Source organism: Micromonospora echinospora (assembly GCF_014203425.1).
GTDB lineage: Bacteria > Actinomycetota > Actinomycetes > Mycobacteriales > Micromonosporaceae > Micromonospora > Micromonospora echinospora_A.
Genome location: NZ_JACHJC010000001.1, coordinates 1,151,777 through 1,174,762, shown reverse-complemented (window position 1 = coordinate 1,174,762; position 22,986 = coordinate 1,151,777). Strand labels below are relative to the sequence as shown.

At 73.7% G+C, this 22,986-nt stretch carries 24 protein-coding genes and 1 riboswitch; of the genes, 11 read left to right on the top strand and 13 right to left on the bottom strand.

All coding sequences use genetic code 11. The annotated features are described in order from the left end of the window. Positions 1–25 precede the first annotated feature (25 nt). From FHU28_RS05710 to FHU28_RS05695, 4 genes are all read left to right on the top strand, one after another. Entirely contained in the window at positions 26–1,216 is a 1,191-nt protein-coding gene (locus tag FHU28_RS05710; protein ID WP_184681585.1) for a DUF2786 domain-containing protein, read from the top strand. A gap of 100 nt (positions 1,217–1,316) precedes the next feature. Then, positions 1,317–1,679: a YciI family protein gene (locus tag FHU28_RS05705; protein WP_221453590.1), complete on the top strand. Its 363-nt coding sequence runs from the start codon at positions 1,317–1,319 to the stop codon at positions 1,677–1,679. Beyond that, on the top strand, positions 1,676–2,911 hold the full coding sequence (locus FHU28_RS05700) for an RNA polymerase sigma factor (RefSeq protein ID WP_184681583.1): 1,236 nt from the start codon (positions 1,676–1,678) through the stop codon (positions 2,909–2,911). Before FHU28_RS05705 ends, FHU28_RS05700 begins: the two co-directional genes overlap by 4 nt. Positions 2,912–2,947: 36 nt before the next feature. Beyond that, positions 2,948–3,583, top strand: a complete 636-nt coding sequence (locus tag FHU28_RS05695; RefSeq protein WP_184681581.1) for a dihydrofolate reductase family protein — start codon at positions 2,948–2,950, stop codon at positions 3,581–3,583. Between the two features lie 61 nt (positions 3,584–3,644). Here the strand turns inward: FHU28_RS05695 and FHU28_RS05690 are convergent, their stop codons facing one another. The 4 genes from FHU28_RS05690 to FHU28_RS05675 all read right to left on the bottom strand — a co-directional run bounded on the left by FHU28_RS05690 (position 3,645) and on the right by FHU28_RS05675 (position 7,377). Beyond that, positions 3,645–3,818 (bottom strand): CsbD family protein, encoded by a 174-nt coding sequence (locus tag FHU28_RS05690; RefSeq protein ID WP_116511121.1) that lies wholly within the window; start codon positions 3,816–3,818, stop codon positions 3,645–3,647. Between the two features lie 67 nt (positions 3,819–3,885). Further along, complete coding sequence (locus FHU28_RS05685) at positions 3,886–6,138, bottom strand: heavy metal translocating P-type ATPase (RefSeq protein WP_184681579.1); 2,253 nt, start codon at positions 6,136–6,138, stop codon at positions 3,886–3,888. 17 nt (positions 6,139–6,155) lie between these two features. After that, positions 6,156–7,136: a hypothetical protein gene (locus FHU28_RS05680; RefSeq protein ID WP_184681577.1), complete on the bottom strand. Its 981-nt coding sequence runs from the start codon at positions 7,134–7,136 to the stop codon at positions 6,156–6,158. A gap of 34 nt (positions 7,137–7,170) precedes the next feature. Continuing rightward, complete coding sequence (locus FHU28_RS05675) at positions 7,171–7,377, bottom strand: heavy-metal-associated domain-containing protein (RefSeq protein ID WP_184681575.1); 207 nt, start codon at positions 7,375–7,377, stop codon at positions 7,171–7,173. Positions 7,378–7,457: 80 nt separating this feature from the next. On the opposite strand from FHU28_RS05675, the gene FHU28_RS05670 reads away from it, so the two are divergent. The 4 genes from FHU28_RS05670 (at position 7,458) to FHU28_RS05655 (ending at position 10,847) form a co-directional block, all read left to right on the top strand. After that, a complete protein-coding gene (locus FHU28_RS05670; RefSeq protein WP_013283780.1) occupies positions 7,458–7,757 on the top strand; it encodes a metal-sensitive transcriptional regulator in 300 nt (99 codons plus the stop codon). 124 nt (positions 7,758–7,881) lie between these two features. Then, positions 7,882–8,091 (top strand): SHOCT domain-containing protein, encoded by a 210-nt coding sequence (locus FHU28_RS05665; RefSeq protein WP_184681572.1) that lies wholly within the window; start codon positions 7,882–7,884, stop codon positions 8,089–8,091. Positions 8,092–8,254: 163 nt separating this feature from the next. Beyond that, the gene (locus tag FHU28_RS05660; protein ID WP_184681569.1) at positions 8,255–9,529 is read left to right on the top strand and encodes a YibE/F family protein; all 1,275 of its coding nucleotides are present in this window, start codon (positions 8,255–8,257) and stop codon (positions 9,527–9,529) included. Positions 9,530–9,683: 154 nt separating this feature from the next. Continuing rightward, a riboswitch (cyclic di-AMP (ydaO/yuaA leader) is annotated at positions 9,684–9,814 on the top strand. Between the two features lie 4 nt (positions 9,815–9,818). After that, positions 9,819–10,847: a coiled-coil domain-containing protein gene (locus FHU28_RS05655; protein ID WP_184681566.1), complete on the top strand. Its 1,029-nt coding sequence runs from the start codon at positions 9,819–9,821 to the stop codon at positions 10,845–10,847. A 60-nt stretch (positions 10,848–10,907) separates the two neighbouring features. Here FHU28_RS05655 and FHU28_RS05650 read toward each other — a convergent pair whose 3' ends face one another. Next, positions 10,908–11,567 carry a carbonic anhydrase gene (locus tag FHU28_RS05650; RefSeq protein ID WP_184681563.1) on the bottom strand — a complete coding sequence of 220 codons (660 nt, stop codon included), beginning with the start codon at positions 11,565–11,567 and terminating at the stop codon, positions 10,908–10,910. Positions 11,568–11,726: 159 nt separating this feature from the next. Between FHU28_RS05650 and FHU28_RS05645 the strand changes: the two genes are divergently transcribed. Together FHU28_RS05645 and mycP are read left to right on the top strand one after the other, a co-directional pair. Next, the gene (locus FHU28_RS05645; protein ID WP_184681560.1) at positions 11,727–12,068 is read left to right on the top strand and encodes a helix-turn-helix transcriptional regulator; all 342 of its coding nucleotides are present in this window, start codon (positions 11,727–11,729) and stop codon (positions 12,066–12,068) included. Between the two features lie 56 nt (positions 12,069–12,124). Then, on the top strand, positions 12,125–13,363 hold the full coding sequence (gene mycP, locus FHU28_RS05640; protein WP_311773522.1) for a type VII secretion-associated serine protease mycosin: 1,239 nt from the start codon (positions 12,125–12,127) through the stop codon (positions 13,361–13,363). A gap of 121 nt (positions 13,364–13,484) precedes the next feature. Here mycP and FHU28_RS05635 read toward each other — a convergent pair whose 3' ends face one another. From FHU28_RS05635 to eccCa, 7 genes are all read right to left on the bottom strand, one after another. Continuing rightward, positions 13,485–13,766: a WXG100 family type VII secretion target gene (locus FHU28_RS05635; RefSeq protein WP_043327076.1), complete on the bottom strand. Its 282-nt coding sequence runs from the start codon at positions 13,764–13,766 to the stop codon at positions 13,485–13,487. Between the two features lie 28 nt (positions 13,767–13,794). Then, on the bottom strand, positions 13,795–14,103 hold the full coding sequence (locus tag FHU28_RS05630; protein WP_184681556.1) for a WXG100 family type VII secretion target: 309 nt from the start codon (positions 14,101–14,103) through the stop codon (positions 13,795–13,797). Positions 14,104–14,326: 223 nt separating this feature from the next. Then, positions 14,327–14,605 carry a hypothetical protein gene (locus tag FHU28_RS05625; protein ID WP_184681552.1) on the bottom strand — a complete coding sequence of 93 codons (279 nt, stop codon included), beginning with the start codon at positions 14,603–14,605 and terminating at the stop codon, positions 14,327–14,329. Positions 14,606–14,617: 12 nt separating this feature from the next. Further along, complete coding sequence (locus FHU28_RS05620) at positions 14,618–15,346, bottom strand: hypothetical protein (RefSeq protein ID WP_184681550.1); 729 nt, start codon at positions 15,344–15,346, stop codon at positions 14,618–14,620. Positions 15,347–15,377: 31 nt separating this feature from the next. Then, entirely contained in the window at positions 15,378–15,671 is a 294-nt protein-coding gene (locus tag FHU28_RS05615) for a hypothetical protein (protein ID WP_073825893.1), read from the bottom strand. A 16-nt stretch (positions 15,672–15,687) separates the two neighbouring features. Continuing rightward, the gene (locus FHU28_RS05610) at positions 15,688–16,098 is read right to left on the bottom strand and encodes a YbaB/EbfC family nucleoid-associated protein (RefSeq protein WP_184681548.1); all 411 of its coding nucleotides are present in this window, start codon (positions 16,096–16,098) and stop codon (positions 15,688–15,690) included. Positions 16,099–16,173: 75 nt separating this feature from the next. Next, positions 16,174–20,139 carry a type VII secretion protein EccCa gene (gene eccCa / locus FHU28_RS05605; protein WP_184681538.1) on the bottom strand — a complete coding sequence of 1,322 codons (3,966 nt, stop codon included), beginning with the start codon at positions 20,137–20,139 and terminating at the stop codon, positions 16,174–16,176. Between the two features lie 168 nt (positions 20,140–20,307). Between eccCa and eccD the strand changes: the two genes are divergently transcribed. Beyond that, the gene (gene eccD, locus FHU28_RS05600; RefSeq protein WP_184681536.1) at positions 20,308–21,705 is read left to right on the top strand and encodes a type VII secretion integral membrane protein EccD; all 1,398 of its coding nucleotides are present in this window, start codon (positions 20,308–20,310) and stop codon (positions 21,703–21,705) included. On the opposite strand, the gene FHU28_RS05595 is transcribed toward eccD, so the two are convergent. After that, the gene (locus FHU28_RS05595) at positions 21,689–22,861 is read right to left on the bottom strand and encodes a type VII secretion protein EccE (RefSeq protein WP_184681533.1); all 1,173 of its coding nucleotides are present in this window, start codon (positions 22,859–22,861) and stop codon (positions 21,689–21,691) included. The genes eccD and FHU28_RS05595 overlap by 17 nt on opposite strands. Between the last annotated feature and the right edge of the window lie 125 nt (positions 22,862–22,986).

Sequence of the window (22,986 nt, the reverse complement as noted above, 5' to 3'; positions counted from 1 at the left end):
TGCCGGAGTTCAGGGAGAGCCACCCGTGTCACCAGCCGACCGACTGCTCGACGACGCCGTGGCGACGGCGCGCGGCACCGACGTACGCGCCGCCGAACGGGCCCTCGACGGGCTGGTGGTGGCCGACGGCGCCGCGGTGGACGCGGCGCTGCTGGCCCGGCTGACCCGGGACGTGGGCCGGCTCTGGCCACGCGGCTGGCAGCCCGCCGACCTGGACCGGCTCGCCACCCGGCGGCTGACCCCGCGCGGGGCCCGCCTGCTGCGCGACGCCATGGCCGCGCAGCGGCGCACCCTGCCGGCGCCCGTCCCGGAGTGGTTCGACGCGCAGCTCACCGAGGCCGGCGCCCGCTGGGACGACGACGCGGGCTGGCTGGACCGGCGCGCCGACGGCGACCGGATCACCGCGCTGCGGGACGCCGTCGACGCGCTCGTCCTGGTGGCGGGGCTGCCGCCGATCGCGGTGCTGCGGCCCCCGCCGGGCTCGGCCGCCGTCCCACGCGCCGCCGCGACGCCGAGCGGTTCCCGGATGCTCGACCGGGTACGCGCGCTGCTCGCCAAGGCCGAGTCGACCGCCTATCCGGCCGAGGCGGAGGCGTTCACCGCGAAGGCGCAGGAGCTGATGGCCCGGCACAGCATCGACGCGGCGCTGCTCGACGCCGCCGCCGAGCGGTCCGGTGCTCCGGGCGGGGTCCGGATCGGCGTCGACGCCCCGTACGCGGCGGCGAAGGCGCTGCTGGTCCAGGAGGTGGCGGCGGCGAACCGGTGCGAGTCGGTCTGGTCCGACGACCTGGGTTTCGCCACGGTGCTCGGCTTCCCGGCCGACCTGGCCGCGGTAGAGCTGCTGCACACCTCGCTGCTGGTGCAGGCCACCGCCGCGATGCTGCGCGGCCGGGGTGAGCGCGGCAAGGCCGGCGGACGGCGCACCAAGGGCTACGACGAGTCGTTCCTCAACGCGTTCGCGCTGCGGATCGGCGACCGGTTGCGCGAGGCGAGCGCGGTCGCGGCCGAGGAGAGCGACGACGACCGGCTGCTGCCGGTGCTCGCGGCCCGCTCGGACGCCGTCCGGGAACGCGTCGACCAGCTCTTTCCCGGCACCACGCGGCACCGGCTCCAGGTGCGCGACGAACAGGGCTGGGTCTCCGGCACCAGCGCGGCCGACCGCGCCTCACTCGATCCGGGACGCGCGGCGCGCCGCCCGGTGCGCGGGGTCCGCTGACTTCCTGGCCGATGATGTCGGTTCGGGCGGACCGGCTCCGACCCGTCTGCGAGGCGCCACCGAGGGTGGCCCCGGACCTGAGGAGTGCACAGTGAAGTACATGCTGCTGATCTGGAACCGGCCCGGCTTCGTGGAGGAGCTGTCCGAGGCGGAACGCAACGCGATCTTCGGCGAGGTCGACGAGATCATGAAGGAGCTGACCGAGTCCGGTGAGCTGGTCGGCGGAGAGGCGCTGGCCCACCCGTCGCAGGCCCGGACGGTACGACCGGCGGCCTCCGGCGGCACTGAAATCACCGACGGGCCGTTCGTGGAGAGCAAGGAGCAGTTCGCCGGCTACCTGACGGTCGACTGCGAGACCCCGGAGCGGGCCGCCGAGATCGCCGCGCGCTGGCCGGACGTGCGGCACGGTTTCGGCGTGCTGGAGGTGCGCGCGGTGATGGAGCAGGCCGGGACGGAGATGTGACCTCGCGGGCGGTCGAGGACCTGCTACGCGAACTCGCACCGCAGGTCCTCGGCGTGCTCGTGCGCCGGCACGGCCAGTTCTACGCCTGCGAGGACGCCGTCCAGGAGGCGCTGCTCGCCGCCGCCGTCCAGTGGCCCGAGCAGGGCCTGCCAAACCACCCCCGCTCGTGGCTGGTCATAGTGGCCACCCGCCGGCTCACCGACGAGTGGCGCCGTGAGCACGCCCGCCGGGCACGCGAGGTCGCGGTGGCGGTCCGGCAGCCGGCGTACGCGACTGTCGCGCCGCCCCCCGACGAGGAGCCGCCGAGCGGGGACGACACGCTGAAGCTGCTGTTCCTCTGCTGCCATCCGGCGCTGCCGGTCAGCGCGCAGATCGCGCTCACGCTGCGTGCGGTGGGCGGGTTGAGCACTGCCGAGATCGCCCGCGCGTACCTGGTGCCGGAGGCGACCATGAGCCAGCGGATCCGCCGCGCGAAGCAGCGGATCGAGGCGGCCGGCGCGCGTTTCACGCTGCCCTCGCCGGCCGACCGCGACGAGCGGCTGGGCGCTGTGCTGCGCGTGCTCTACCTGGTGTTCAACGAGGGGTACGCGGCGTCGAGCGGCGAGGCGCTGCACCGGGCGGAGCTGACCGCCGAGGCGATCCGGCTGGCCCGGGAACTGCGCCGGCTGCTCCCGGACGACGGCGAGGTGGCCGGGTTGCTGGCGCTGATGCTGCTCACCGACGCGCACCGGGCGGCGCGTACCGGCCCGGACGGCGAACTGGTGCCGCTGGCCGAGCAGGATCGCGGCCGGTGGGACCGGGACGCCGTCGCGCAGGGGGTGGCGCTGGTGACCGAGGCGCTGACCTGGTCGTCGCCGGGGCCGTACCAGGTGCAGGCGGCCATCGCGGCGGTGCACGCGGAGGCCCCCTCCGCCGAGACCACTGACTGGCCGCAGATCGTCGCGCTCTACCGGGTGCTGGCCCACATCGCGCCGAATCCGATGGTCACGCTCAACCAGGCGGTCGCGGTGGCCATGGTGGACGGCCCGCGCGCCGGGCTCGCGCTGCTGGAGCCGCTCGACGCCGACGGCCGCACCGCCGGCCACCACCGGCTCGCCGCCGTCCGCGCGCATCTGCTCGACCTGGCCGGGGACCGGTCGGACGCGCGGGCCGCGTACCTGGCCGCCGCGCGGGCCACCACCAGCCTGCCGGAGCGCCGTTACCTCCAGGCCCGCGCCGCCCGCCTGGCCTGACCGATGAGTTGCCGCGCGCACTGCGGTCCACCCTCCATGGGAGAGGTGACCAGTCAGATGTCGGTGTCGCTGGACGGCTATGTGGCGGCGCCGGGCCAGAGCCTGGCGGACCCGCTGGGCCGTGGTGGCCTGCGGTTGCACGAGTGGGCGTTCGCCACCGAGAGCTGGCGCGCGCAGCACGGCCAGGAGGGCGGGGAGCGCAACCCGGACGCCGAGGTGATCGAGGAGATGACCGGGGGCGTCGGCGCGTACGTGATGGGCCGGCGCATGTTCGGCGGCGGCGAGGGTCCGTGGGACCTCGGGTGGACCGGCTGGTGGGGCGACGATCCGCCGTTCCGGACCCCGGTGTTCGTGCTGACCCACCACCCACGGGAACCGCTGGTCATGAACGGCGGCACGGAGTTCCACTTCGTCACCGACGGCCCCGGGGCGGCGCTGGAGCGGGCCCGGTCGGCGGCCGGCGACGGGCGGGTCTGCGTGGCCGGTGGCGGCGCCACGGTACGCCGGTACCTGACCGACGGGCAGCTCGACTCGCTCTGGCTGCACGTGGTGCCGATCGTGCTGGGCGGCGGCACACCGCTGTTCGACGGGCCGCTCGACGTGGTGCTGGAGCCGGAGAAGGTGGTGGCGTCACCCGCTGTCACGCACGTCCGCTACCGGGTGCGGCACTGACCGGTACGGCACGCCGGGCCGGCCCGAAAGGGCCGGCCCGGCGACGTGCACTGCGCGTACGTCAGCTCTTGAAGGCGTCCTTGATCTTCTCGCCGGCCTGCTTGAGCTTGGCGCCGGCCTGGTCGTTGCGGCCCTCGGCCTCCAGGCGCTCGTTGTCCGTGGCCCGGCCGACGCCCTCCTTGACCTTGCCCGCGGCGTCCTGGGAAGTGTTGTCGATCTTGTCGTCGAGACCCATCATGACCTCCACTGATGCGATTGCCTGACGACAACTGGTTACCCCGTCGGCCGCCCGCCCAATCCCCTCACCCGATCGGGCGGAAACGCCGCAGCCGCAGGCTGTTGCCCACCACGAAGACCGACGAGAAGGCCATCGCCGCCCCGGCCAGCATCGGGTTGAGCAGCCCGGCCGCCGCGAGCGGCAACGCCGCCACGTTGTAGGCGAACGCCCAGAACAGGTTTCCCTTGATGATCGCCAGCGTGCGCCGGGAGAGCCGGATCGCGTCCACGGCCGCGGTCAGGTCACCCCGGACCAGCGTCAGGTCGGCGGCCTCGATGGCCGCGTCGGTGCCGGTGCCCATGGCCAGCCCGAGGTCGGCCCGGGCCAGCGCGGCGGCGTCGTTGACCCCGTCGCCGACCATCGCGACCACCCGGCCCTCGCCCTGCAGCCGCTCGATCACCGCGACCTTCTCGGCGGGTAGCACCTCCGCGATCACCTCGTCGATGCCGACCTCGGCGGCCACCGCCTTCGCCACCGTGGCGTTGTCGCCGGTGAGCAGCACCGGTGTGAGCCCCAGCTCACGCAGCCGGGCGACGGCCGTCCGGCTGGTCGGCTTCACCGCGTCGGCCACCGCGAGCACGCCCCGGGCCCGCCCGTCCCAGCCGGCCAGGATCGCCGTCCGGCCCGCCGCCTCCGCGCCGGTCGCGGCCCGCGCGACCTCCTCGGGTACGTCGAGACCCCGCTCGCGCAGCAGCCGCGCCCGGCCGACCACCACGGTCCGGCCCTCGACCGTGCCGGTCACGCCGAGCCCTTCGGCGTTGGCGAACTCGCCGACCGGCGGCAGCGGCCCGGCCTCGGCCGCGCCCTCGGCGACGGCCCGGGCGATCGGGTGCTCGGAGGCGGCCTCCAGCGCGCCGGCCACCCGGAGCAGCTCGGCGGCGTCCTCGCCGTCGGCGGGCAGCACCTCGGCCAGCGCCATCCGGCCGGTGGTGACGGTGCCGGTCTTGTCCAGCACCACGGTGTCCACCCGGCGGGTGGACTCCAGCATCTCCGGCCCCTTGATCAGCACCCCGAGCTGCGCGCCGCGTCCGGTACCGACGAGCAGCGCGGTCGGCGTGGCCAGGCCGAGCGCGCACGGGCAGGCGATGATCAGCACGGCCACCGCGGCGGTGAACGCGGGGGTCGTACCCGAGCCGGTGCCGAGCCACCAGCCGAGCGTGCCGGCAGCCAGCGCGATCACGATCGGCACGAAGACGCCGGAGATCCGGTCGGCGAGCCGCTGCACGGCCGCCTTGCCGGTCTGCGCCTGCTCCACCAGCCGCGCCATCTGGGCGAGCTGGGTGTCGCCGCCGACCCGGGTGGCCCGGACGACCAGCCGGCCGCCGGCGTTCACCGTCGCGCCGACCACCGTGTCGCCCGGCCCCACCTCGACCGGCACCGACTCGCCGGTGAGCATGCTGGCGTCGACGGCCGAGGTGCCCTCCTCGACCACGCCGTCGGTGGCGACCTTCTCGCCGGGCCGGACCACGAACCGGTCGCCGACCGCGAGCCGGTCGACCGGGACCCGGACCTCCTGGCCGTCGCGCAGCACCGCGACGTCCTTGGCCCCGAGTTCGAGCAGGGCGCGCAGCGCCGACCCGGCGGTGCGCTTGGAACGGGCCTCGAAGTACCGCCCGGCCAGGATGAACACGGTCACCCCGGCGGCGGCCTCCAGGTAGATGTTGCCGGCGCCGTCGCCCCGGGTGATGTCGAGGCTGAACGGGTGCTTCATCCCGGGCATGCCGGCGTCGCCGAGGAACAGCGCCCAGAGCGACCAGCCGAACGCGGCGAGCGTGCCGAGCGAGACGAGCGTGTCCATGGTCGCCGCGCCGTGCCGCAGGTTGACCAGGGCGGCGCGGTGGAACGGCAGCCCGCCCCAGACCACGACCGGCGCGGCCAGCGTGAGCGAGGCCCACTGCCAGTAGTCGAACTGCCAGGCCGGAACCATGGCGAGCACGATCACCGGCACGGTGAGCACGGCGGAGACCCAGAGCCGCGTACGCGCGGTGCGCAGCTCGTCCACCGGCTCCCCGGCCGCTGCGGCCGCCTGCTCGGGCGGGGGCGGCACCACGGCGGTGTAGCCGGTCTTCTCGACGGTGGCGATCAGGTCGGCCGGCGCGATGTCGTCGGCGTACCGGACGGTGGCCTTCTCGGTGGCGTAGTTCACAGTCGCCTCGACGCCGTCCATCCGGTTGAGTTTCTTCTCGATCCGGGCGGCACAGGACGCGCAGGTCATCCCGCCGATCGCCAGCTCGATCAGGTTCGGCGCGGTGGGCAGCGCCTTTCCCGTGGCAGTCATCGCGGCACCTCCGGCGCTCAACTGTGCCCGTGCCCCGGCGTGCCGTGTCCGGCGTCCGGGGTCGGTGCGGTGGTGGGTGCCGGCGCGGTGGGCACCGGCGCGGTCCGGTCGCCGGCCAGGACTGTGAACTCGGCCGTGTGCACCGCGTCGCCGTGCCGGAAGTCCAGGTAGAGACGGTACGCCCCGGCCGAGGGCACCTCCGCGGCGAACGTGATCGCCGGACCGGCCGGTGTGCGCCCGTCGCCGGGCGTGCCCTCCGGGTGCACGTGCAGGTACGCCAGGTCGCCCTGCCGCAGCGCCACCAGGTGCCCGTACGCGCCGAGGTAGGGCTGCAGGTCGGTGACCGGCCGCCCGTCGCGGCTGACGGAGAGCGTGAGCCGGCTGGTCCGGCCCGGCTCCGGCGTGCCGGTCAGGGTGACGGTGTAGCCGTCGACTGTGGTGCTGGTGGCCGGCGCCGGCAGCGGCCGGGCGGCCAGCTCACCGGGGACCGTGACGTCCAGGCCGAGCGTCAGCGGCTCGCCGCCTTCGGGCGTGAAGTCGGCGAACGCCCGCCAGACCCCGGGGCCGTCGAGCGGGGAGGCGACCCGCCAGGTGCCGTCGCCGGTCATCTCCGGGTGGACGTGCCGGAACCCGGAGAGGTCTCGGCGGGCGACGATCAGGTGCATGCGCTTGTCGTGGGCCACCTCGAAGCGGGTGACCGGCGCGCCGTCCGGGCCGGTGATCCGGAAGGCGAACTGTCCGGCCGCCGCGGTGGCGGGCTGGAGCGTGTAGCCGCGTTCGGAGACGAGCAGCCCGCCGGGCAGGTGCGCGGCGGCGCCGCCCGCCTGGCTCTCGTCTCCGTGACCGGTGTCGCCGGTCCCGTGGTCGCTGTCGCTGTCGTCGTGGCGGGTCTCGGCGGCCGGGGCGACGGGGTCGGCCAGGTTGCCGATCCCGTACGCCGCGCCGAAGACCGCCACGAGGCCGAGCGCGAAGCCGCTGAGCTTCGTCGCCGTGTTCATGGTTTCTCCTCGTTCCCGCGGGTCCGTGGACCCGTCACGCACCGACGAGGTCGTAGCCGGCCTCGTCGACCGCCGCCCGGACGGCGTCCGCGTCCAGCGGGTTCTGACTGGTGACGGTGACCCGGCCGGTGGCCAGGTCGACCTGGACGTCGCTGACGCCCGGAAGCGCGTTCAGCTCGGTGCTCACCGAGTTGACGCAGTGGCCGCAGGTCATGCCGCTCACCTGGTAGGTGCTCTCCATGTCGCCCTCCGATCTTATACCCCCTGGGGGTACTGTCGACACGTTAGCATACCCCCGAGGGGTACGGTATCCTCGTTTTCATGACCGCGCCGTCCAGCCCGACCCGGGGCTACACCGCCAGCAAGGACCAACTCCTCGCCCGGCTCCGCCGCATCGAGGGTCAGGTCCGGGGCATCGAGAAGATGGTCGAGGACGACCGTTACTGCATCGACGTGCTGACCCAGATCTCGGCCATCCAGGCGGCGCTGGACAAGGTCGGCCTCGGCCTGCTCGACGGGCACGCGCGGCACTGCATGCACGAGGGCGCCGCCGAGGGCCGGGCCGACGAGATGGCGACCGAGATGATGGCCGCCGTCGGTCGCCTGATGAAGCGCGGCTGAGCGGGACCTCCGGCCCACCGGACCGGGCCCGCCGGCCCGACCCGACACGCCCGCGCGGCCGTACCGTCGAAGTGGCGGGCAGGCCGGCCCGGCGGACCCGCGGTGACGGACGGAGGGCGGCCCGATGATGTGGCAGAGCCCGATGATGGGCTGGATGTGGATCTGGTCCCTGGCGGTGCTGGTGGTGCTGGCAGGGCTCCTCTGGCTGGCCGTGCGGTGGACCGGCCCGCAGCAGTCCGGGCCGACCACGGCCCGGCGCATCCTCGACGAGCGGTACGCGCGCGGCGAGATCGACGAGGACGAGTACCGGCGACGCCGGGCCGGCCTGGCCTGACCGCGCGGGCCGCGCGTCCCCGGCCACGGTGCCCGGGAGCGCCCAGCCGGGCTGCCTACCATGTCGGGGCGACGACCCGGACGTGGTCGACACGTCCGCGCCGGCCCGGTGACCAGACCGGTCCGGCGGACCAGGCGTCGCCGCGACCGTTGGGAGAGACGCCTTGGGTGCCGACCACACCCGCCCCGCACCGCCCACGCCACCGGGCGTACGGCGGCTGCTCGTCGCCGTGGTGGTACCGCTGTTCGCGCTCACCGTGATCGCGGCGCTGGTGCTCTGGCCCCGGCAGGACCGGGAGCCGGTCGGCGGCGCGGACGTCCCCCGCTACCACGGCACCGTGACCCGGGTGGTCACCGAACCCTGCCCGCCGACCCCGGAGGCCCCGGAGGGCGCGGGCGGCCCCTGCGGCACCGCGACGGTCACCGCCGAGCAGGGCCCGGACACGGGCCGGCAGGTCGAGACGCCGCTGCCGGCCGGGCCGGGGGCACCACGGGTCGAGGTCGGCGACAAGATCGTCCTGGTCGAGCTGATCGACCCGGCCGACCCGTCGGTGAAGTCCTACAACATCGCCGAGCACCAGCGCGGCACCCCGCTGATCTGGCTGCTGGTGCTCTTCGCCGCCGCGATCGTGGCATTCGGGCGCTGGCGCGGACTCGCCGCGCTCGGCGGCCTGGTGGCCAGCTTCGCGATCCTGCTCGGCTTCGTGCTTCCCGGCATCGGCGGCGGCCAGCCGCCGCTGCTGGTGGCGATCGTGGGCGCCGCGTTGATCATGTTCGTGGTGCTCTATTTGACGCACGGGATCACCGCGCAGACGTCGGTGGCGGTGCTCGGCACGCTGGGCAGCCTGGTGATCACCGGCGTGCTCGGCCTGCTCGCCACGTCCGCCACCCACCTGACCGGCTTCGGCAGCGAGGACGCCACCACCCTGTCCATGTTCCGGGCCGACGTGGACCTGCACGGGCTGCTGCTGGCGGGCATCATCATCGGCTCGCTGGGCGTGCTGGACGACGTCACCGTCACCCAGGCGGCCACCGTCACCGAACTCGCGCACGCCAACCCGGGACTGTCCCGGCGGCAGCTCTACCGGGCGGCGACCCGCGTCGGCCGGGCCCACATCGCGTCCACCGTCAACACCATCGTGCTGGCGTACGCGGGCGCCTCGCTGCCGCTCCTGCTCCTGCTGGTCGCCGACTCCCGCCCGGTGAGCCAGATCCTCACGAGCGAGTTCCTCGCCCAGGAGATCGTCCGCAGCGCGGTGGCCACGCTCGGCCTGATCGCGGCCGTACCGCTGACGACCGCACTCGCCGCGATCGTGACCACCGCCGGACGGCGTGCGACCGGCGCGGAGCCGGCGGCCCCCGCGCCCCGTCCGCCGGCCGGACGCGACGACGCGCTGGAGGCGCTCGGCGGCGGAAGGAGTACGGAGGCGACATGGTGAAACTCCGCACGGTGACCATCGATTTCAAACGCGATGCTGGTCACGGCGGGCCACGGCGAAATCTCGCTATTGGTCGGCTTCCGGACGTAGATCCGCAGGAGTGCTGTCGGGTAACCTCGCTGCCGGTCACCGCCGAAGGCGCGCACCGGCGCCAGCGGTGCCGCCGCCCAATCGCCTGCGGGCGAGCCGGGGAACCAGGTACATGGGGTGAATCCGCGCGAGCGGTAGGGGCCACTTCCGTCCCGAACCCGTCAGCTAACCCGGTCGGCGGCCGACGGAAGGGAACACTGTGACGCCACCCCTGCGCCGCTGGCTGACACCCCTGGTGGCCGTGCTGGCCTCGCTGGCAGTGCTGGCCGGGCCGAACGCGGCGACGGCGGCCCCCGCCGCGGCGGCCCCGAACAAGCCGTCCGGGCACGAGGAGGACGGCGAACCACCGCTCATCACCGAGGCGATCGACACCGCCAACCGCGCCTTCCTCCAGGCGAAGGCGAAGCTGGCCAAGTCGCAGGACCGCCAGCGTCGGCTGGCCGCCGAGGTGCAGACGGCACAGGCCGAACTCGAGGCGCTCAGCCCGCAGGTCAACCAACTCGCCGCCCAGTCCTACCGGACCGGCCGGATGGGCGCGATGGCGATGTTGCTGGAGAGCAACTCGCCCGACTCGTTCGTCCGCCGCGTCAACGCCCTGGACGAGCTGAACCTGCTCAACGCGCAGCGCCTGGCCGCCATCAACGCGGTCAAGACCCGCGCCGAGCAGGCCAAGATCGCGCTCGACGCCGAGGTGCGCGAGCAGGAGAAGCAGAAGAACGCGATGGAGCGCGAGAAGGTGCAGGCCGAGCGCGCCCTCAAGCTCGTCGGCGGCCTCGGCTTCACCGGCGGCCTGGTCGACGCCACCTCACCGGTCGCCAAGATCGGCCCCGGCCGCACCGGCGACGGCGGCTGGAAGGCCGAGTCGTGCAGCGAGAAAGACCCGACCACCTCGGGCTGCGTCACGCCGCGGACGCTGCACGCCTACAAGGAGGTCCGGCGCGCCGGCTATACGCGCTTCGTGGGCTGTTACCGGCCGGGCGGGCCGTGGGAGCACCCCAAGGGCAAGGCGTGCGACTGGTCGCTGCAGAGCAGCGGGTTCGCGCCCTGGCACAACAACGACACCCGCAAGTACGGCAACGACGTGGCCGCCTTCCTCATCCGCAACGCCGACCGGCTGGGCATCTACTACGTCATCTGGAACCGGCAGATCTGGTTCCCGGCCACCGGCTGGAGTTCGTACAGCGGACCGTCGAACCACACCGACCACGTCCACATGTCGATGCTCTGACCTGGACGCAGACAGAAGGGGCCGCCCGTGGGCGGCCCCTTCTGTCGTCCGGCGCCGCGGTCAGCTGGCCAGCGCCGCGTCCGCGTCCGCCGGCGCCGAGGGAGCGGGCAGTGGCGCCGGGACCTGCGCCACTGTCCGCACCTCGCCGCCGGAGAGCCGGTACGACATTCCCACCACCGCGCACCGGCCCGCCGCGACCCGCTCGGCCAGCACGCCGGACCGGGCCAGCAGCGTCTCCACGGTCTGCGCGATGTGGACGTCGACGATGCCGTCGAGGTCTTCGATCCCCTGCCGGGCGGCCCGCAGCAGGCTGGGCGAGACCGCGTCCACCACCGCGCCCAGGTGCCCGGCCGGCGCGGCGCCGGTCCGGACCCCCTCCCGGGCGGCCTGGACCGCGCCGCAGGAGTCGTGCCCGAGCACCACCACGAGCGGCGTGCCCAGCACGGTGACCGCGTACTCGACGCTGCCGAGCACCTCGGGCCCGGCGGTGTGCCCGGCGGTACGCACCACGAAGAGGTCGCCGAGACCCCGGTCGAAGATGATCTCCGCCGCGAGCCGCGAGTCGGAGCAGCCGACGATCACCGCGAAGGGGTGCTGGCCGTCGGCCACGGCCGCCCGGTGCCCGGCGTCCTGATTCGGATGCTGCGGCACACCGGTGACGAACCGGAGGTTACCGGCGCGCAGTTCCGCGAGCGCCTGCTCCGGGCTTCTCGGCGTCATCTGCCTCACCTCGCCTACCTGGGGAACGACCAGGCCGTACGGCCTCGCGACTTCACGGTCACACGACGTCTGGGGCACGTCAAGATTCGTGATACGCATTTCATACTTTCCCGTGCCGGGCCCCGTCCCGATTCGGGGGACCGCCGCAATGGCCATAGCATGACCACCATGGCGACGACACCAGGTGAGGACGGGAGCCGCCGTAACTGGACCTTCCTCACCAATCACGGGCATGTGCTGCTGGCGATCGCGCGTAACCCCACCGCGCGGCTGCGGGACGTGGCCGACGAGGTGGGCGTGACCGAACGGGCGGCCCAGGCCATCGTCGCCGATCTGGAGGCCGGGGGTTACCTGCGGCGCACCCGGGTGGGGCGGCGCAACGAGTACACGATCAACTCGAAGGGGCGCTTCCGGCACCCGGCGGAGGCCGACCAGCAGGTGGGGGCCCTGCTGGCCCTCTTCGCCGCCGAGCCGGCCGGCGACGTCACCGCCGACCGGTGACCGGTTCCCGCGACCGCGTGCGCCCGCGCGAGCGCGCGCGACGGTAATCTCACCGCGTGCGCGACAGCTTGCGGCCGGGCGCGACAGAGCGACGCGTCCGGGCCGGACACCGGATCAGGGCCGTCCTCTCCGGAACGGCGGTGGCCGCCCTGCTCGGCGGCGCGCTGACGGTGCCCTCGCCCGCGGTGGCCGCCCCGAAGTGCGGGCCCACCGGCGGTCCCGCGCCCACCGAGACGCCGTGGGCGCTGAGCCGCCTCGACCCGGCCGCCGCGTGGCGCGTCGGCAAGGGCGCGGGGACCACCGTCGCGGTGATCGACTCCGGGGTCTCGCCGTCCCATCCCCTGCTGCGCGGGCGGGTGCTGCCCGGTGAGGACTTCAACCAGCTCGTCCGGCTCCAGGGCCAGTGCGACCTGGTCGGTCACGGCACCATGGTCGCCGGCATCATCGCGGGGCGGGAGGGCACCGGCTCGCCGTACACCGGCATCGCGCCGGAGGCCCGCATCCTGCCGCTGCGCGTGCTGGCCGAGAACAAGGAGAACTTCGACCCGGACGTGCCGGGCGAGATCGGCAAGGCGATCCGCTGGGCGGTCGACAACGACGCCGGCGTGATCAACCTGTCCCTGGTCACGCTCGACGACCCGGCGCTGAAGTCGGCGGTGCAGTACGCGCTCGACAAGGACGTGGTGGTCGTCGCCTCCGCCGGCAACCGGCAGGAGAACCGGGAGGACCGGCCGGCCTATCCGGCGGCGTACCCGGGGGTCATCGCCGTCGCCGGCCTGGACGAGCAGGGCGGGCACGTGGGCAGCTCGGTCAGCGGGGACTATGTGGACATCGCCGGCCCAGGGCTGAACATCGTCGGGCCCGCGCCGCAGGGGTCCGGCTACCGGGCCGAGCCGCAGGGCGGGACGAGCTTCGCCACCGCGTACGTCTCCGGGGTCGCCGCGCTGGTACGGGCCGCGCACCCCGACATCAGCGCCGCCGAGGTCGCCCACCGGCTGACCCGCACCGCCGACAACCCGCCCGACGGGCACAACGCCGACGTCGGCTACGGGATGGTCAACCCCTACCGGGCGGTGACCAGCCTGCTCGGCACCCGTGCTGACCCGCCGCTGGGCGCCATGCCGCCGCCGGCGCCGCCCACCGACCCGCTGGCGTGGCAGCGCACCGTCGCGATCTGGGTCGCCGTCGTCGGCGGGCTGCTCGCCGGCGTCCTGCTGACGCTGCGGCCGATCCTGGTACGCGGCCGGCGACGCGGCTGGCGCCCCGGCCGACGGGACGTCCCGCAGGACGCCTGACCGGCCGCCGCGCCGTCGACGCGAGGCGCGACGACGGTGCCGGAATACACGACGATGCCGGAATACACGACGGCTCCGCCCGGCACGAGCCGGAGCGGAGCCGTTGTGGACCGGTCCGGGGTCAGCTGCCCCAGACCTTGGAGTTGCTCATCTCCGTGGTCATGTAGTTCTCGCGCGCGATGCCCACCGCGCCGCCGATCTCGTTCAGGACCTTGTTGATGTCCCGCACGGCGGCGTCCCACTGGGCCTGGTGCTGCTGGTAGGCGGCCCGGTCCTGGCCCTCCCACTCGAGCTTGGTCAGCATCGCCCGCAGCGTGTCGAGCTTCTCGTCGATGATCCGCGAGATGGCCTGCATCTGCTGGTTGCTGCTCTCCAGAACAGCGTAGTCAACCTTGATGCTCATCAGTTCCTCCTCTGCCTGTCTTCGCGGATCACGGGTTCAGAGCAGAGTGGAACTTGTCCAGCATCTGCTGCTGCTCTTCGTCGTTGACCTGGTGCGTGGTGCCCGACTTGTCGAGCAGGTCCGCGATGTTGTCCATCGCGGTCAGCAGCTTGGTCGTGTCCTCGGTCCAGCGGTTCATCAGGCCCTGGAAGCCCATGGACGCCTGGCCCTTCCAGGCCATCGCGAGGTCGTCGACCACGTTCCACAGCTTCTTCAGCTCGCCGTCAACCTCGCTGCGCGTGGACCGCACGTCACTCGCGGCGGTGTGCAGAGTCGCTGCACTGACCTCGAACGCCATGCTTCACACCCTTCCGTCATCTTGTGGCGGCGGTTCCGCCGCGCCCTCCCCCGCGGCAAGGCGAACACACCCCACCGACGGACACTTCATCCGAACCGTAGCGGACGATGTCCAACCCGCGCAGCCCTGCTGTCCCATCGATGTATTCCGACAGCCCAGGATCGACAAGGCGATCCGGCGCTGTCCGTACGAGTTGGACGGTCCATCCCGAGGTCAGGACCGTTCAGGTGCCGCTCTGGCGATCATCGACACGTCTGACGATCGTCGACACGCCGAAGGCCAGCACCGCGATCAGCAACACCACCACGACCCACAGCAGCGGCTTCTCGAACGCGCGCTGGAACGTCAGCACCAGCAACGCCGCGCAGGTGCTCAGCGAGACCACCTCGGCGGCCCGCCGCAGCCGCGCCGAACGGGTCAGCGCGGCGAACAGCATCAGGACCACGAAGACCGGGATGGTCAGCAGGACGTACAGAAACAGCACGAAGATCAGAGTGTCCATGGCCCGCTCCCGTCACCTGTAGAACGCGGAGTCCTGAACCCAGTCGATTTTGATGTCCTTGATGTCCGGGTCGGAGCCGGCGGGCGCCCAGCCGGGCCGGGAGTCCGCGGTGAACGTGAATCGGCTGTCGGTGTGGAACGCGGAGAGCAACGCGTGCAGCAACGCGCTGATCTCCCCGAAGACCAGGACCAGGATCGCGGCGGTGGCGGCCAGGCCGGCGATGCCGATGGCCTGGGCCAGAGCGGTGGTCGCGGGGAAGAACTGGAGCGCGATCGAGGCGATCACCGCGACCAGGATCGGCATGAGCGCCTGAGCCAGGCCGGAGACCGCGTCGTTGTACGCGTCCCGGGCCGCGGTGAGCGTGTCCCGGTTGGCGGCGAACGCCTCGGCCAGCGAGTTGATCTCCGCGCCGAGCTTGCGCATGAACTGGTCGAACGCGTCCCGGTCGTCGAAGTCCCACTCCGACGCCTCCGGCGGGACCGCCGCCATCGCCGCGCCGAACTGGTCCGCCCCGAGCAGACGGGCCGCCTCGTCCCACTTCTTGATGGACTCGTTCACCTGCTGGTTGTCGAACGACTCCAGGTAGAGGATGGTGCCGATCAGCGCCGCCGAGGCGGCGATCCAGACCAGGTTTCCCCTGGCGATGGCCGCGGCCGACCGTACCGGCGCCGTGGTCTGGGCGACCGACACCGAGCCGGTCACCGTCCCCGAGGCGTTGGCGATGAGGATCTCCGGTGGCATCAGGCGTCCTTCCCCTGGCTGGCCCGGCCGGTCACTTGACCACCCAGGGCTGATCCGACTTCTCCCAGTTCTTCGCGCTCTGTTCGAGCTGCGCGGCGGCCTTGCGCAGATGCTCCACGCCGGTCCGGACGTTGTCGAGGTGCCCGTCCACCGCCGCGTTGTGCCGCTCCACAGCGCCGGTGCCGAACCAGCTCAGCGCGCTGCCGGGCAGCTTCACCTCGGCCAGCAGCGCCTCGACGTTGCGCAGGTACTGGATCGGGCCGTCCGGGGCGTCGAGCATCCGGCTCGCCTTCCGGATCGCGTCGACGTCGACGGTGTTCGGCATCGTCGCCCCCTCTCGCTCAGCGCCGCAGATTGCGGGTCGGGTTGGACAGATCCACCCCGAACTGGCGGAACCAGTCCTCCGGGGTCAGCGTGCCGTCCTGCGCCCGGCGGACCATCTCGGAGTCGCCGAGCATCTCGCCCAGCATCTCCCGCTGCCGCTCCTCGAACGCCGCGTACGCGGCGTCGACAGCGGCCTGGATCGACTCGGCCAGCGAGAAGCTGTCCAGCCGCATGGCCCGCGCGTTCAGCTCGACGTCGCCGACCTTCATGTCGCCGTCGACTGTCACCCGCACCAGCCCGTCCGGGCTCGCCCCGGTGACGCGCAGCTCCGCACGCTGGCGCTGGAGCTCGGCCAGCCGCCGCTGCTGCTCCTGCGCCTGCCGCAGCAGGCCTTCCAGGGCTCCACCGATACCCGACGGGCTGCTCAACTCCGGGCCCTCCCCGTAATCGCGACGATCGATCGGGCCGACGCTACCGGAAGCCCGCGCCGGTCGTCCGTCCCGTCAGGCCGGTTCCGTCCACGCCGTCTGGATCAGCTGCTGACCGTCGCGGCGGCGCACCAGCGTGCCCCGGCCCGGCGGCTGCGGAGTCGGCCGCAGGTTGCCGAAGACCGCGCCCTCCTCCCGGCTGCCGGACATGAGCAGGCCCGGTGAGTCCAGCTCACGCAGGCGTTGCAGCACCGGCTCGTACAGCGCCCGGGCCACACCACCCACGCGCCGCGTGACGATCAGGTGCAGGCCGATGTCCCGCGCCTGCGGCAGCAGCTCGTGCAGCGCGCTGAGCGGGTTGTTCCCGCCGGAGGCGACCAGGTCGTAGTCGTCCACCAGGATGTAGAGGTCCGGCCCCTTCCACCAGCTCCGGTCGCGCAGCTGCGCGGTGGTCACGTCCGGGCCGGGCAGCCGGTTCTGCAACGCGCTGCGGATCGAGCCGAGGCCCTGGCTGAACACCTGGTTCGACGGCGCGTAGTCGAGCAGGTGGTCACCCTCGACCGCGCCGAGCAGGCCGCGCCGGTAGTCGGCGATGACCAGCCGCGCCTGGGCCGGGGTGTACCGCTCGGCGATCCCTCGGGCGATCAGCCGCAGCAGGTTGGTCTTGCCGCACTCGGCGTCGCCGAACACGGTCAGGTGTGGCTCGCTCGCCAGGTCCAGGTAGACCGGGGCGAGCGCCGACTCGTTGACGCCGATCGGGATGCCCGGCGCGGAGCGGTCGACCACCTTCGCCAGCTCGGTGACCGTCAGCTTGCGCGGCAGCAGCCGGACCTTCGGCGCCGGGCGGCCCGGCCAGTTCGCCGCGACGTGGCCGGCGAGCGCCACCGACGCCTCGGTCAGGTCCTCGATATCGCGCTTGCCGTCGATCCGCGAGATCGCGGTCAGGAAGTGCAGCTTGTCGCGGGTCAGGCCGCGACCCGGCGCGCCGACCGGCACGTTCTGCGCGGCCCGCCGGTCGATCTCCGACTCGGACGGGTCACCCAGCCGCAGCTCCAGCTTGGTGCCGAGCAGGTCCCGCATGTTGATCCGGATCTCCGCCCAGCGCACGGCCGTGATCACCACGTGGACACCGAAGCCGAGGCCCCGGTTCGCCAGGTTGGTGATGGTCTGTTCCAGCTCCTCGTACTCCTGGCGCAGCGTGTTCCAGCCGTCCACCACGAGGAAGACGTCACCGAACGGGTCGTCGGCGAACTCACCGGCCGCGCGGCGGCGCCGGTAACTGGCCACCGAGTCGATGCCGTGCTGGGTGAACCGGTTCTCCCGCTCGTCGATGACGGCGACCACCTCGGCCACCGTCCGCCGGACCGCCTCGGTGTCCCGCCGCCCCGCCACGCCCGAGGTGTGCGGCAGCCCGTCCAGGCTACGCAGCGCGCCACCACCGAAGTCGAGGCAGAAGAACTGCACCTCACGCGGCGTGTGGGTGAGCGCCAGCGAGGCCAGCATCGAGCGCAGCATGGTGCTCTTGCCGCTCAGCGACGCGCCGACGATCACCACGTTGCCGCCGGCCCCGGCCAGGTCGACCATCATCGGGTCGCGGCGCTGCTCGTACGGGCGGTCCACGATCCCGACCGGCACGGCGAGCCGGCCGCGGCCCGGCCAGTCGGCGGTGGTCAGGCCGAACGTCGGGTGCACGCTCAGCTTCGGCAGCATCTCGGCCAGCCCGGACGGCTCGGCGAGCGGCGGCAGCCAGACCTGGTGCGCCGGCTTGCCGCGACCCTTGAGCTGGTCGATCAGCACGTCCAGCATGGCCACCGCCTTGCCGTCGCCCGACTGCTCCGGCTCCGGCGTGGCCTCCGCCGGGCTCGGCAACGCCGGCGCCGGTACGTAGTCGATGCCGTACGGGACGATCCGCCGCTGCACCTGCGCCCGGGTGGAGCGCTGCACCTGCCCCGGCGCCTGGTACGGGCCGGACACGTAGGCGGCACGGAACCGCAGCATGGTGGCGGTGTCGGTCTTCAGGTAGCCGTGGCCCGGCGCGCTGGGCAGCTCGTACGCGTCCGGCACGCCGAGCACGATCCGGCTCTCCACCGCCGAGAACGTGCGCAGGCCGATCCGGTACGACAGGTGCGTGTCCAGGCCACGCAGCTTGCCCTCCTCCAGCCGCTGCGAGGCGAGCAGCAGGTGCACGCCGAGCGACCGGCCGAGGCGGCCGATCATCACGAACAGGTCGATGAAGTCCGGCTTGGCGGCCAGCAGCTCGGAGAACTCGTCACAGATGATCAGCAGGCTCGGCATCGGCTCCAGTGGCTCACCGGCCGCCCGCGCCTTCTCGTAGTCGTAACGGGAGACGTAGTTTCCGGCCGCCCGCAGCACCTCCTGCCGGCGGTTCATCTCACCGGCGAGCGCGTCCCGCATGCGGTCCACCAGCGGCAGCTCGTCCGAGAGGTTGGTGATCACCGCGCTGGTGTGCGGCAGCGCGTCCAGCGAGGCGAACGTGGCGCCGCCCTTGAAGTCGACCAGGACGAAGTTCAGCTCCTCCGAGGAGTGCGTCACGCCCAGCGCGGCGACCACCGTACGCAGCAGTTCGCTCTTGCCCGAGCCGGTCGCGCCGATCACCAGGCCGTGCGGGCCCATGCCCTCGTGCGCGGACTCCTTGAAGTCCAGCTCGACCACGTTGCCGTCCGGGCCCAGGCCGAGCGGGATGCGCAGCCGGTCGCGGTGGCTGCGCGGCCGCCAGGTCTGCCGGACGTCCACAGTGGCCGCGTCGCCGACGCCGAGCAGGTCGGGCAGCTCCATGCTGCGGGCCAGCGGCTCCTCCGTGCTGGCGCCCTGCTGCTGGGAGAGCCGGAACGGGGCGATCTGCCGGGCCAGCCCTTCGGCGGCGGACAGGGACAGCCGGTCCGGGCTGCCGAGCCGGGACGTGGCGGTGCCGCGGACCAGGTCGAGCCCGGTGCCGTCGCCGGCGTCCAGGCAGAGCAGCCAGCGCCCGGCGTCGCGCGGCACCGTGCCGGACAGGTCGACCACGGTGGTGCCGAGCAGGCCCGCGCCGGTCAGCGCGCAGGTCGCCGAGACCTCGCCGCCGTCCAGCACGACCACCACGTGCGGCGCGGTGGTCAGGGGCTTCGCCTCCGGCGCGAACCGGGGCCGGCCGCCCAGGTCCTGGGCGAGCGCGGTCTCCGCCTCGTCGAGCGCGGCGAACACCATCCGGCGCGCGCCCGCCGCGTCGGTACGCCCCGGGTGCTGGGCGTGCGGCAGCCACTTCACCCAGTCCCAGGCCGGCTGCCGGTCCGGCGCGGCCACCACGACCACCAGCAGGTCCTCCGGGGCGTGGAACGTGACGAGCTGGCCCAGCGCGGCCCGCGCCAGGTCGAGCACCGGCTCCCGGTCGCCGCGCAACGCGATCCGGCTGAACGCGCGCAGCGACAGCGCGGTGGGCAGGTCCGGCACGCTGGAGTGGGCCCGGACGAACCGGCGCAGCGCGATCGCGCTCATCGGCTCCAGGTCCTCCACCGGCTTGGTCTCCGGCGGCACGATCTCCACCGCCAGCCGCTGCGGGCCGAGCGCGATCCGCACCTCGCCGAAGTCGTCCTCGGTGATCCGCCGCTCCCACAGCCGGCGGGAGGCGGCGATCGACCAGAGCGCGTCCGGCTCCGGGTGCCGCCAGGTCATCGCGGCGCGCTGCTGCTCGGCGGCCCGGCGGGTGCGCTTGCGCATCTGCGCGAGGTAGCGCATGTAGTCGCGGCGCTGCGCGTTCAGCTCGGCCTTGTCGTTGCCGCCGTTGCCGAGCGTGCCGATCGCCATGCCCAACATGGACACACCGAACAGGCCACCCGCGACGTACGTCATCATGCCGCCGCCGCGGCCGGCGTAGAGGAACGCCATCGCGCCGACGCCGCAGAGCATCGGCAGGATCATCAGCACCTGCCCCATGCCCTTGGCCTTCGGCTCCGGCAGCTCGGGCGGGGACTCCAGCAGCACCTCGCCGCGCGGCAGCGCGGGCCCCTGTTGACGCGGAAGTCGGCGGAACACCACCGTACTCACGGCTCTCCCCTCTCAGAAGCGGCCCTGATCGTGGTCTGCCACCGCCGGTGAGCGTCGGGTGGGCAACCTGTGCGACCGCCATCGTAGGTAATCTCCCGGAGGCGTCGTGGACCCGTAGGGCGACGCCGACGGCCGAGCGGATCGTCTGCGAGCAACGAGGAGGCCACTGTGGCGACGAAGACGGCGACCGGCGGGCTGAGCCGGATCACCATCGTGGCGCCGCGTACCAGGATGGATCTGGCGCTGCCGTCCGACGTTCCGCTCGCCGACCTGCTGCCCACGCTGCTGCGCTACGCGGGCGAGGATCTGGCCGACGAGGGTGTGCGCCACGGCGGCTGGAGCCTGTCCCGGCTCGGCGGCCAGCCGCTCGACGGTGGCCGTACCGCCGCGCAGCTCGGGGTCCGCGACGGCGAGGTGCTCTACTTCAACCCCCGGGCGGCCACCGCCCCGGAGATCGTCTTCGACGACGTGGTGGACGCGGTCGCCACCTCCACCACGCAGCGGGCGGGCGCCTGGCAGGTGGGCACCACCCGGACGTTCGCGGTCCTCCTGGCGGCCTCCGCGCTGGCCGCCGGAGCGGTGGCGGCGCTGCTCACCGGTCCGCCACAGCTACCCGGCGCGGCCGCCGCGTTCGTGGTCGCGGTGGCGCTGCTGGTCGGCGCCGCGGTGCTGTCCCGGGCGGCCGGCGACAGTCGCACCGGCGCGGTGCTGGCCCTGGTCGGGGTCGGTTACGCGGGCGTCGGCGGCCTGCTCGTGCTCGCCGGGGACCGCACGCTCGGCGAGCTGGCCAGCCCGCACGTCCTGCTCGCCGGCACCGCCGTGGTGGTGTTCGGCGCGATCGCCGCGCTCGCCGTCGGCGACCGCCTGCCGCTGTTCCTCGGCGCGGTCGGCGTGGGGGCGGCGGTCGGCCTCGGCGCGGTGCTCAGCCTGGCCTTCGACATCGACGCGGCGGCCTCGGCGGCCGTGGTGGCGACCGTCGCCTTCGGCGCGCTGCCGGCGCTGCCGATGCTCGCCTACCGCCTCGCCCGGCTGCCGGTGCCGTCCATTCCCACCGGACCGGACGACCTGAAGACGGACACCGAGTCGGTGGACGGGCCGTCGGTGCTGCGCAACAGCGAGCGCGCCGACGGGTTCCTCACCGGCCTGCTCTGGACCGTCTCGCTGCTGGTGCTCGGCGGCGAGGTGGTGCTGGCCGAGGACGGCCGCCTGCCGGCGGTCCTGCTCTGCATGGTGCTGGCGCTGCTGTCGCTGCTGCGGGCGCGCCCGTTCCTCAGCCGCGGGCAGCGCACGCCGGTGCTGTTGTCCGGCACCGTCGGCCTGGGGCTGGTCGCCGCCGCAGTGTTCGCCGCCGGCTCGCTGGCGGTACGGCTCGGTCTGATCCTCGGCGGCCTGGCCGTGGTGGCCGTGATCAGCCTGGTCTACGGCCTGACCGTGGCCGGCAAGCGGATCTCGCCGGTCTGGGGCCGGGTCCTGGACATCGTGGAGATCCTGCTGATCATCGCGTTGGTGCCGCTCGCCGTCTGGGTGTGCGGCATGTACGGCTGGATCGTCAACCTTCGACCGTGACGGTACCCATCGCGGTGCCGACCGGCGCGGTCGCGTAGACGCCGGGACCGTGCTGGCCGTCCAGCGGGCGGGCCGGCACACCGACGCGCCCGGCCATGTCCCGGACCGCCTTCACCAGCGCCTCGGCGTGCCCGTCCATGGCCGCCACCCGCAGCAGCGGCGGCACCCGCCGGCCGCCCGGGAGCACCACCGCGGCGACCGTGTGCGAGGGCGCGGAGGTGGCGGTGACCGCGTCCACGAGCGCGCCGAGCGAGCCGTTGGGGCGTACCCGCAGGGCCAGGCAGCGCTGCGTCCAGCCGCCCCCGCGCACGCTTGTCCACGTCTCCACCGGGGACTCCGGCGCCAGGTCGAGCCCGGCCCCGGACACCACCGCCGCGTGCAGCTCGTCCCGGCCGAGCACGCGGTGGCCGAGACCGGCGGCGTTGAGCGCCTTGCCGAGCCGGCCCACCCCGGCCGCCACCGTCCGGTGCACGCCGCGCAGGCCGCCGCCCCGGCTCACCGTCTCGGCCCGCGCGTCGGCCACCGACAGGCGCAGCGCCACCCACACGGTCCGGTGCGCCGACGGCGGCGCACCGGGGGCCGGGTACCAGACCAGGGTGTGCGAGACGACCTGGGTCTGGGTGACCGGGCCGGAGAAGTCGGCGAGCACGGCGAGCGCGCGGTCCACCACGGCGGCCTCGATCGAGCCCGCGGGCGCGCCGGGCCGGCCGGTGAGCGCCAGCGCGGCGAACCATCCCCTGTCGTCCTGCCCGATGCCGAGGCGGGTGCCGCGCTCGGTCAGCTCCACCACGGTCAGTTCCGGGGCGAGCGCGGCCAGCCGGGGGTCGCCGCCGGGCGTCGCGCCCCGGGCCCGGTCGCGGCGGCGGCGCAGCCGGCGGCGGAGCATCAGGTCCTCGTACCACCAGCGACCGCCCCGACGGGCGAACGCGGCAGTCACGGCGAGCAGCGCCAGTACGCCCACCATCCCGAGCAGCCAGGCCGGGCCGGCGGTGGCGAACCAGACCGCGAGCGCGGCGCACTCCACCACGACGAGCTGGCCGACCACGACCGGGCCGAGCCGGCCCCGGCGGCGCTTGTCGGCCGGGGTGACCGGCCGGTCCGCCGGTACGGCGGGGGCGGTGGCCGTACGACCGGGTGGCGCCTGCAGCTGCGTCATCGGTGAGCGTCCCTTCTGGACATCCTGGGCGTCCGCCGGCGGGGTGCGGCGTTCGGGCGGTGGACGGGGTCCGGCGCACCCCCGGCGGCCCCTTATCGTAGGGAAGCCCGCGGCGCCGCTCGGCC

Bases quoted from the DNA above. Each gene is read 5' to 3' on its own strand.
- FHU28_RS05705 (WP_221453590.1), top strand. From the start codon at position 1,317: ATGCTGCTGATCTGGAACCGGCCCGGCTTCGTGGAGGAGCTGTCCGAG.
- FHU28_RS05695 (WP_184681581.1), top strand. From the start codon at position 2,948: ATGGGAGAGGTGACCAGTCAGATGTCGGTGTCGCTGGACGGCTATGTG.
- FHU28_RS05690 (WP_116511121.1), bottom strand. From the start codon at position 3,818: ATGGGTCTCGACGACAAGATCGACAACACTTCCCAGGACGCCGCGGGC.
- FHU28_RS05685 (WP_184681579.1), bottom strand. From the start codon at position 6,138: ATGACTGCCACGGGAAAGGCGCTGCCCACCGCGCCGAACCTGATCGAG.
- FHU28_RS05680 (WP_184681577.1), bottom strand. From the start codon at position 7,136: ATGAACACGGCGACGAAGCTCAGCGGCTTCGCGCTCGGCCTCGTGGCG.
- FHU28_RS05675 (WP_184681575.1), bottom strand. From the start codon at position 7,377: ATGGAGAGCACCTACCAGGTGAGCGGCATGACCTGCGGCCACTGCGTC.
- FHU28_RS05670 (WP_013283780.1), top strand. From the start codon at position 7,458: ATGACCGCGCCGTCCAGCCCGACCCGGGGCTACACCGCCAGCAAGGAC.
- FHU28_RS05665 (WP_184681572.1), top strand. From the start codon at position 7,882: ATGATGTGGCAGAGCCCGATGATGGGCTGGATGTGGATCTGGTCCCTG.
- FHU28_RS05650 (WP_184681563.1), bottom strand. From the start codon at position 11,567: ATGACGCCGAGAAGCCCGGAGCAGGCGCTCGCGGAACTGCGCGCCGGT.
- FHU28_RS05645 (WP_184681560.1), top strand. From the start codon at position 11,727: ATGACCACCATGGCGACGACACCAGGTGAGGACGGGAGCCGCCGTAAC.
- FHU28_RS05635 (WP_043327076.1), bottom strand. From the start codon at position 13,766: ATGAGCATCAAGGTTGACTACGCTGTTCTGGAGAGCAGCAACCAGCAG.
- FHU28_RS05630 (WP_184681556.1), bottom strand. From the start codon at position 14,103: ATGGCGTTCGAGGTCAGTGCAGCGACTCTGCACACCGCCGCGAGTGAC.
- FHU28_RS05625 (WP_184681552.1), bottom strand. From the start codon at position 14,605: ATGGACACTCTGATCTTCGTGCTGTTTCTGTACGTCCTGCTGACCATC.
- FHU28_RS05620 (WP_184681550.1), bottom strand. From the start codon at position 15,346: ATGCCACCGGAGATCCTCATCGCCAACGCCTCGGGGACGGTGACCGGC.
- FHU28_RS05615 (WP_073825893.1), bottom strand. From the start codon at position 15,671: ATGCCGAACACCGTCGACGTCGACGCGATCCGGAAGGCGAGCCGGATG.
- FHU28_RS05595 (WP_184681533.1), bottom strand. From the start codon at position 22,861: ATGACGCAGCTGCAGGCGCCACCCGGTCGTACGGCCACCGCCCCCGCC.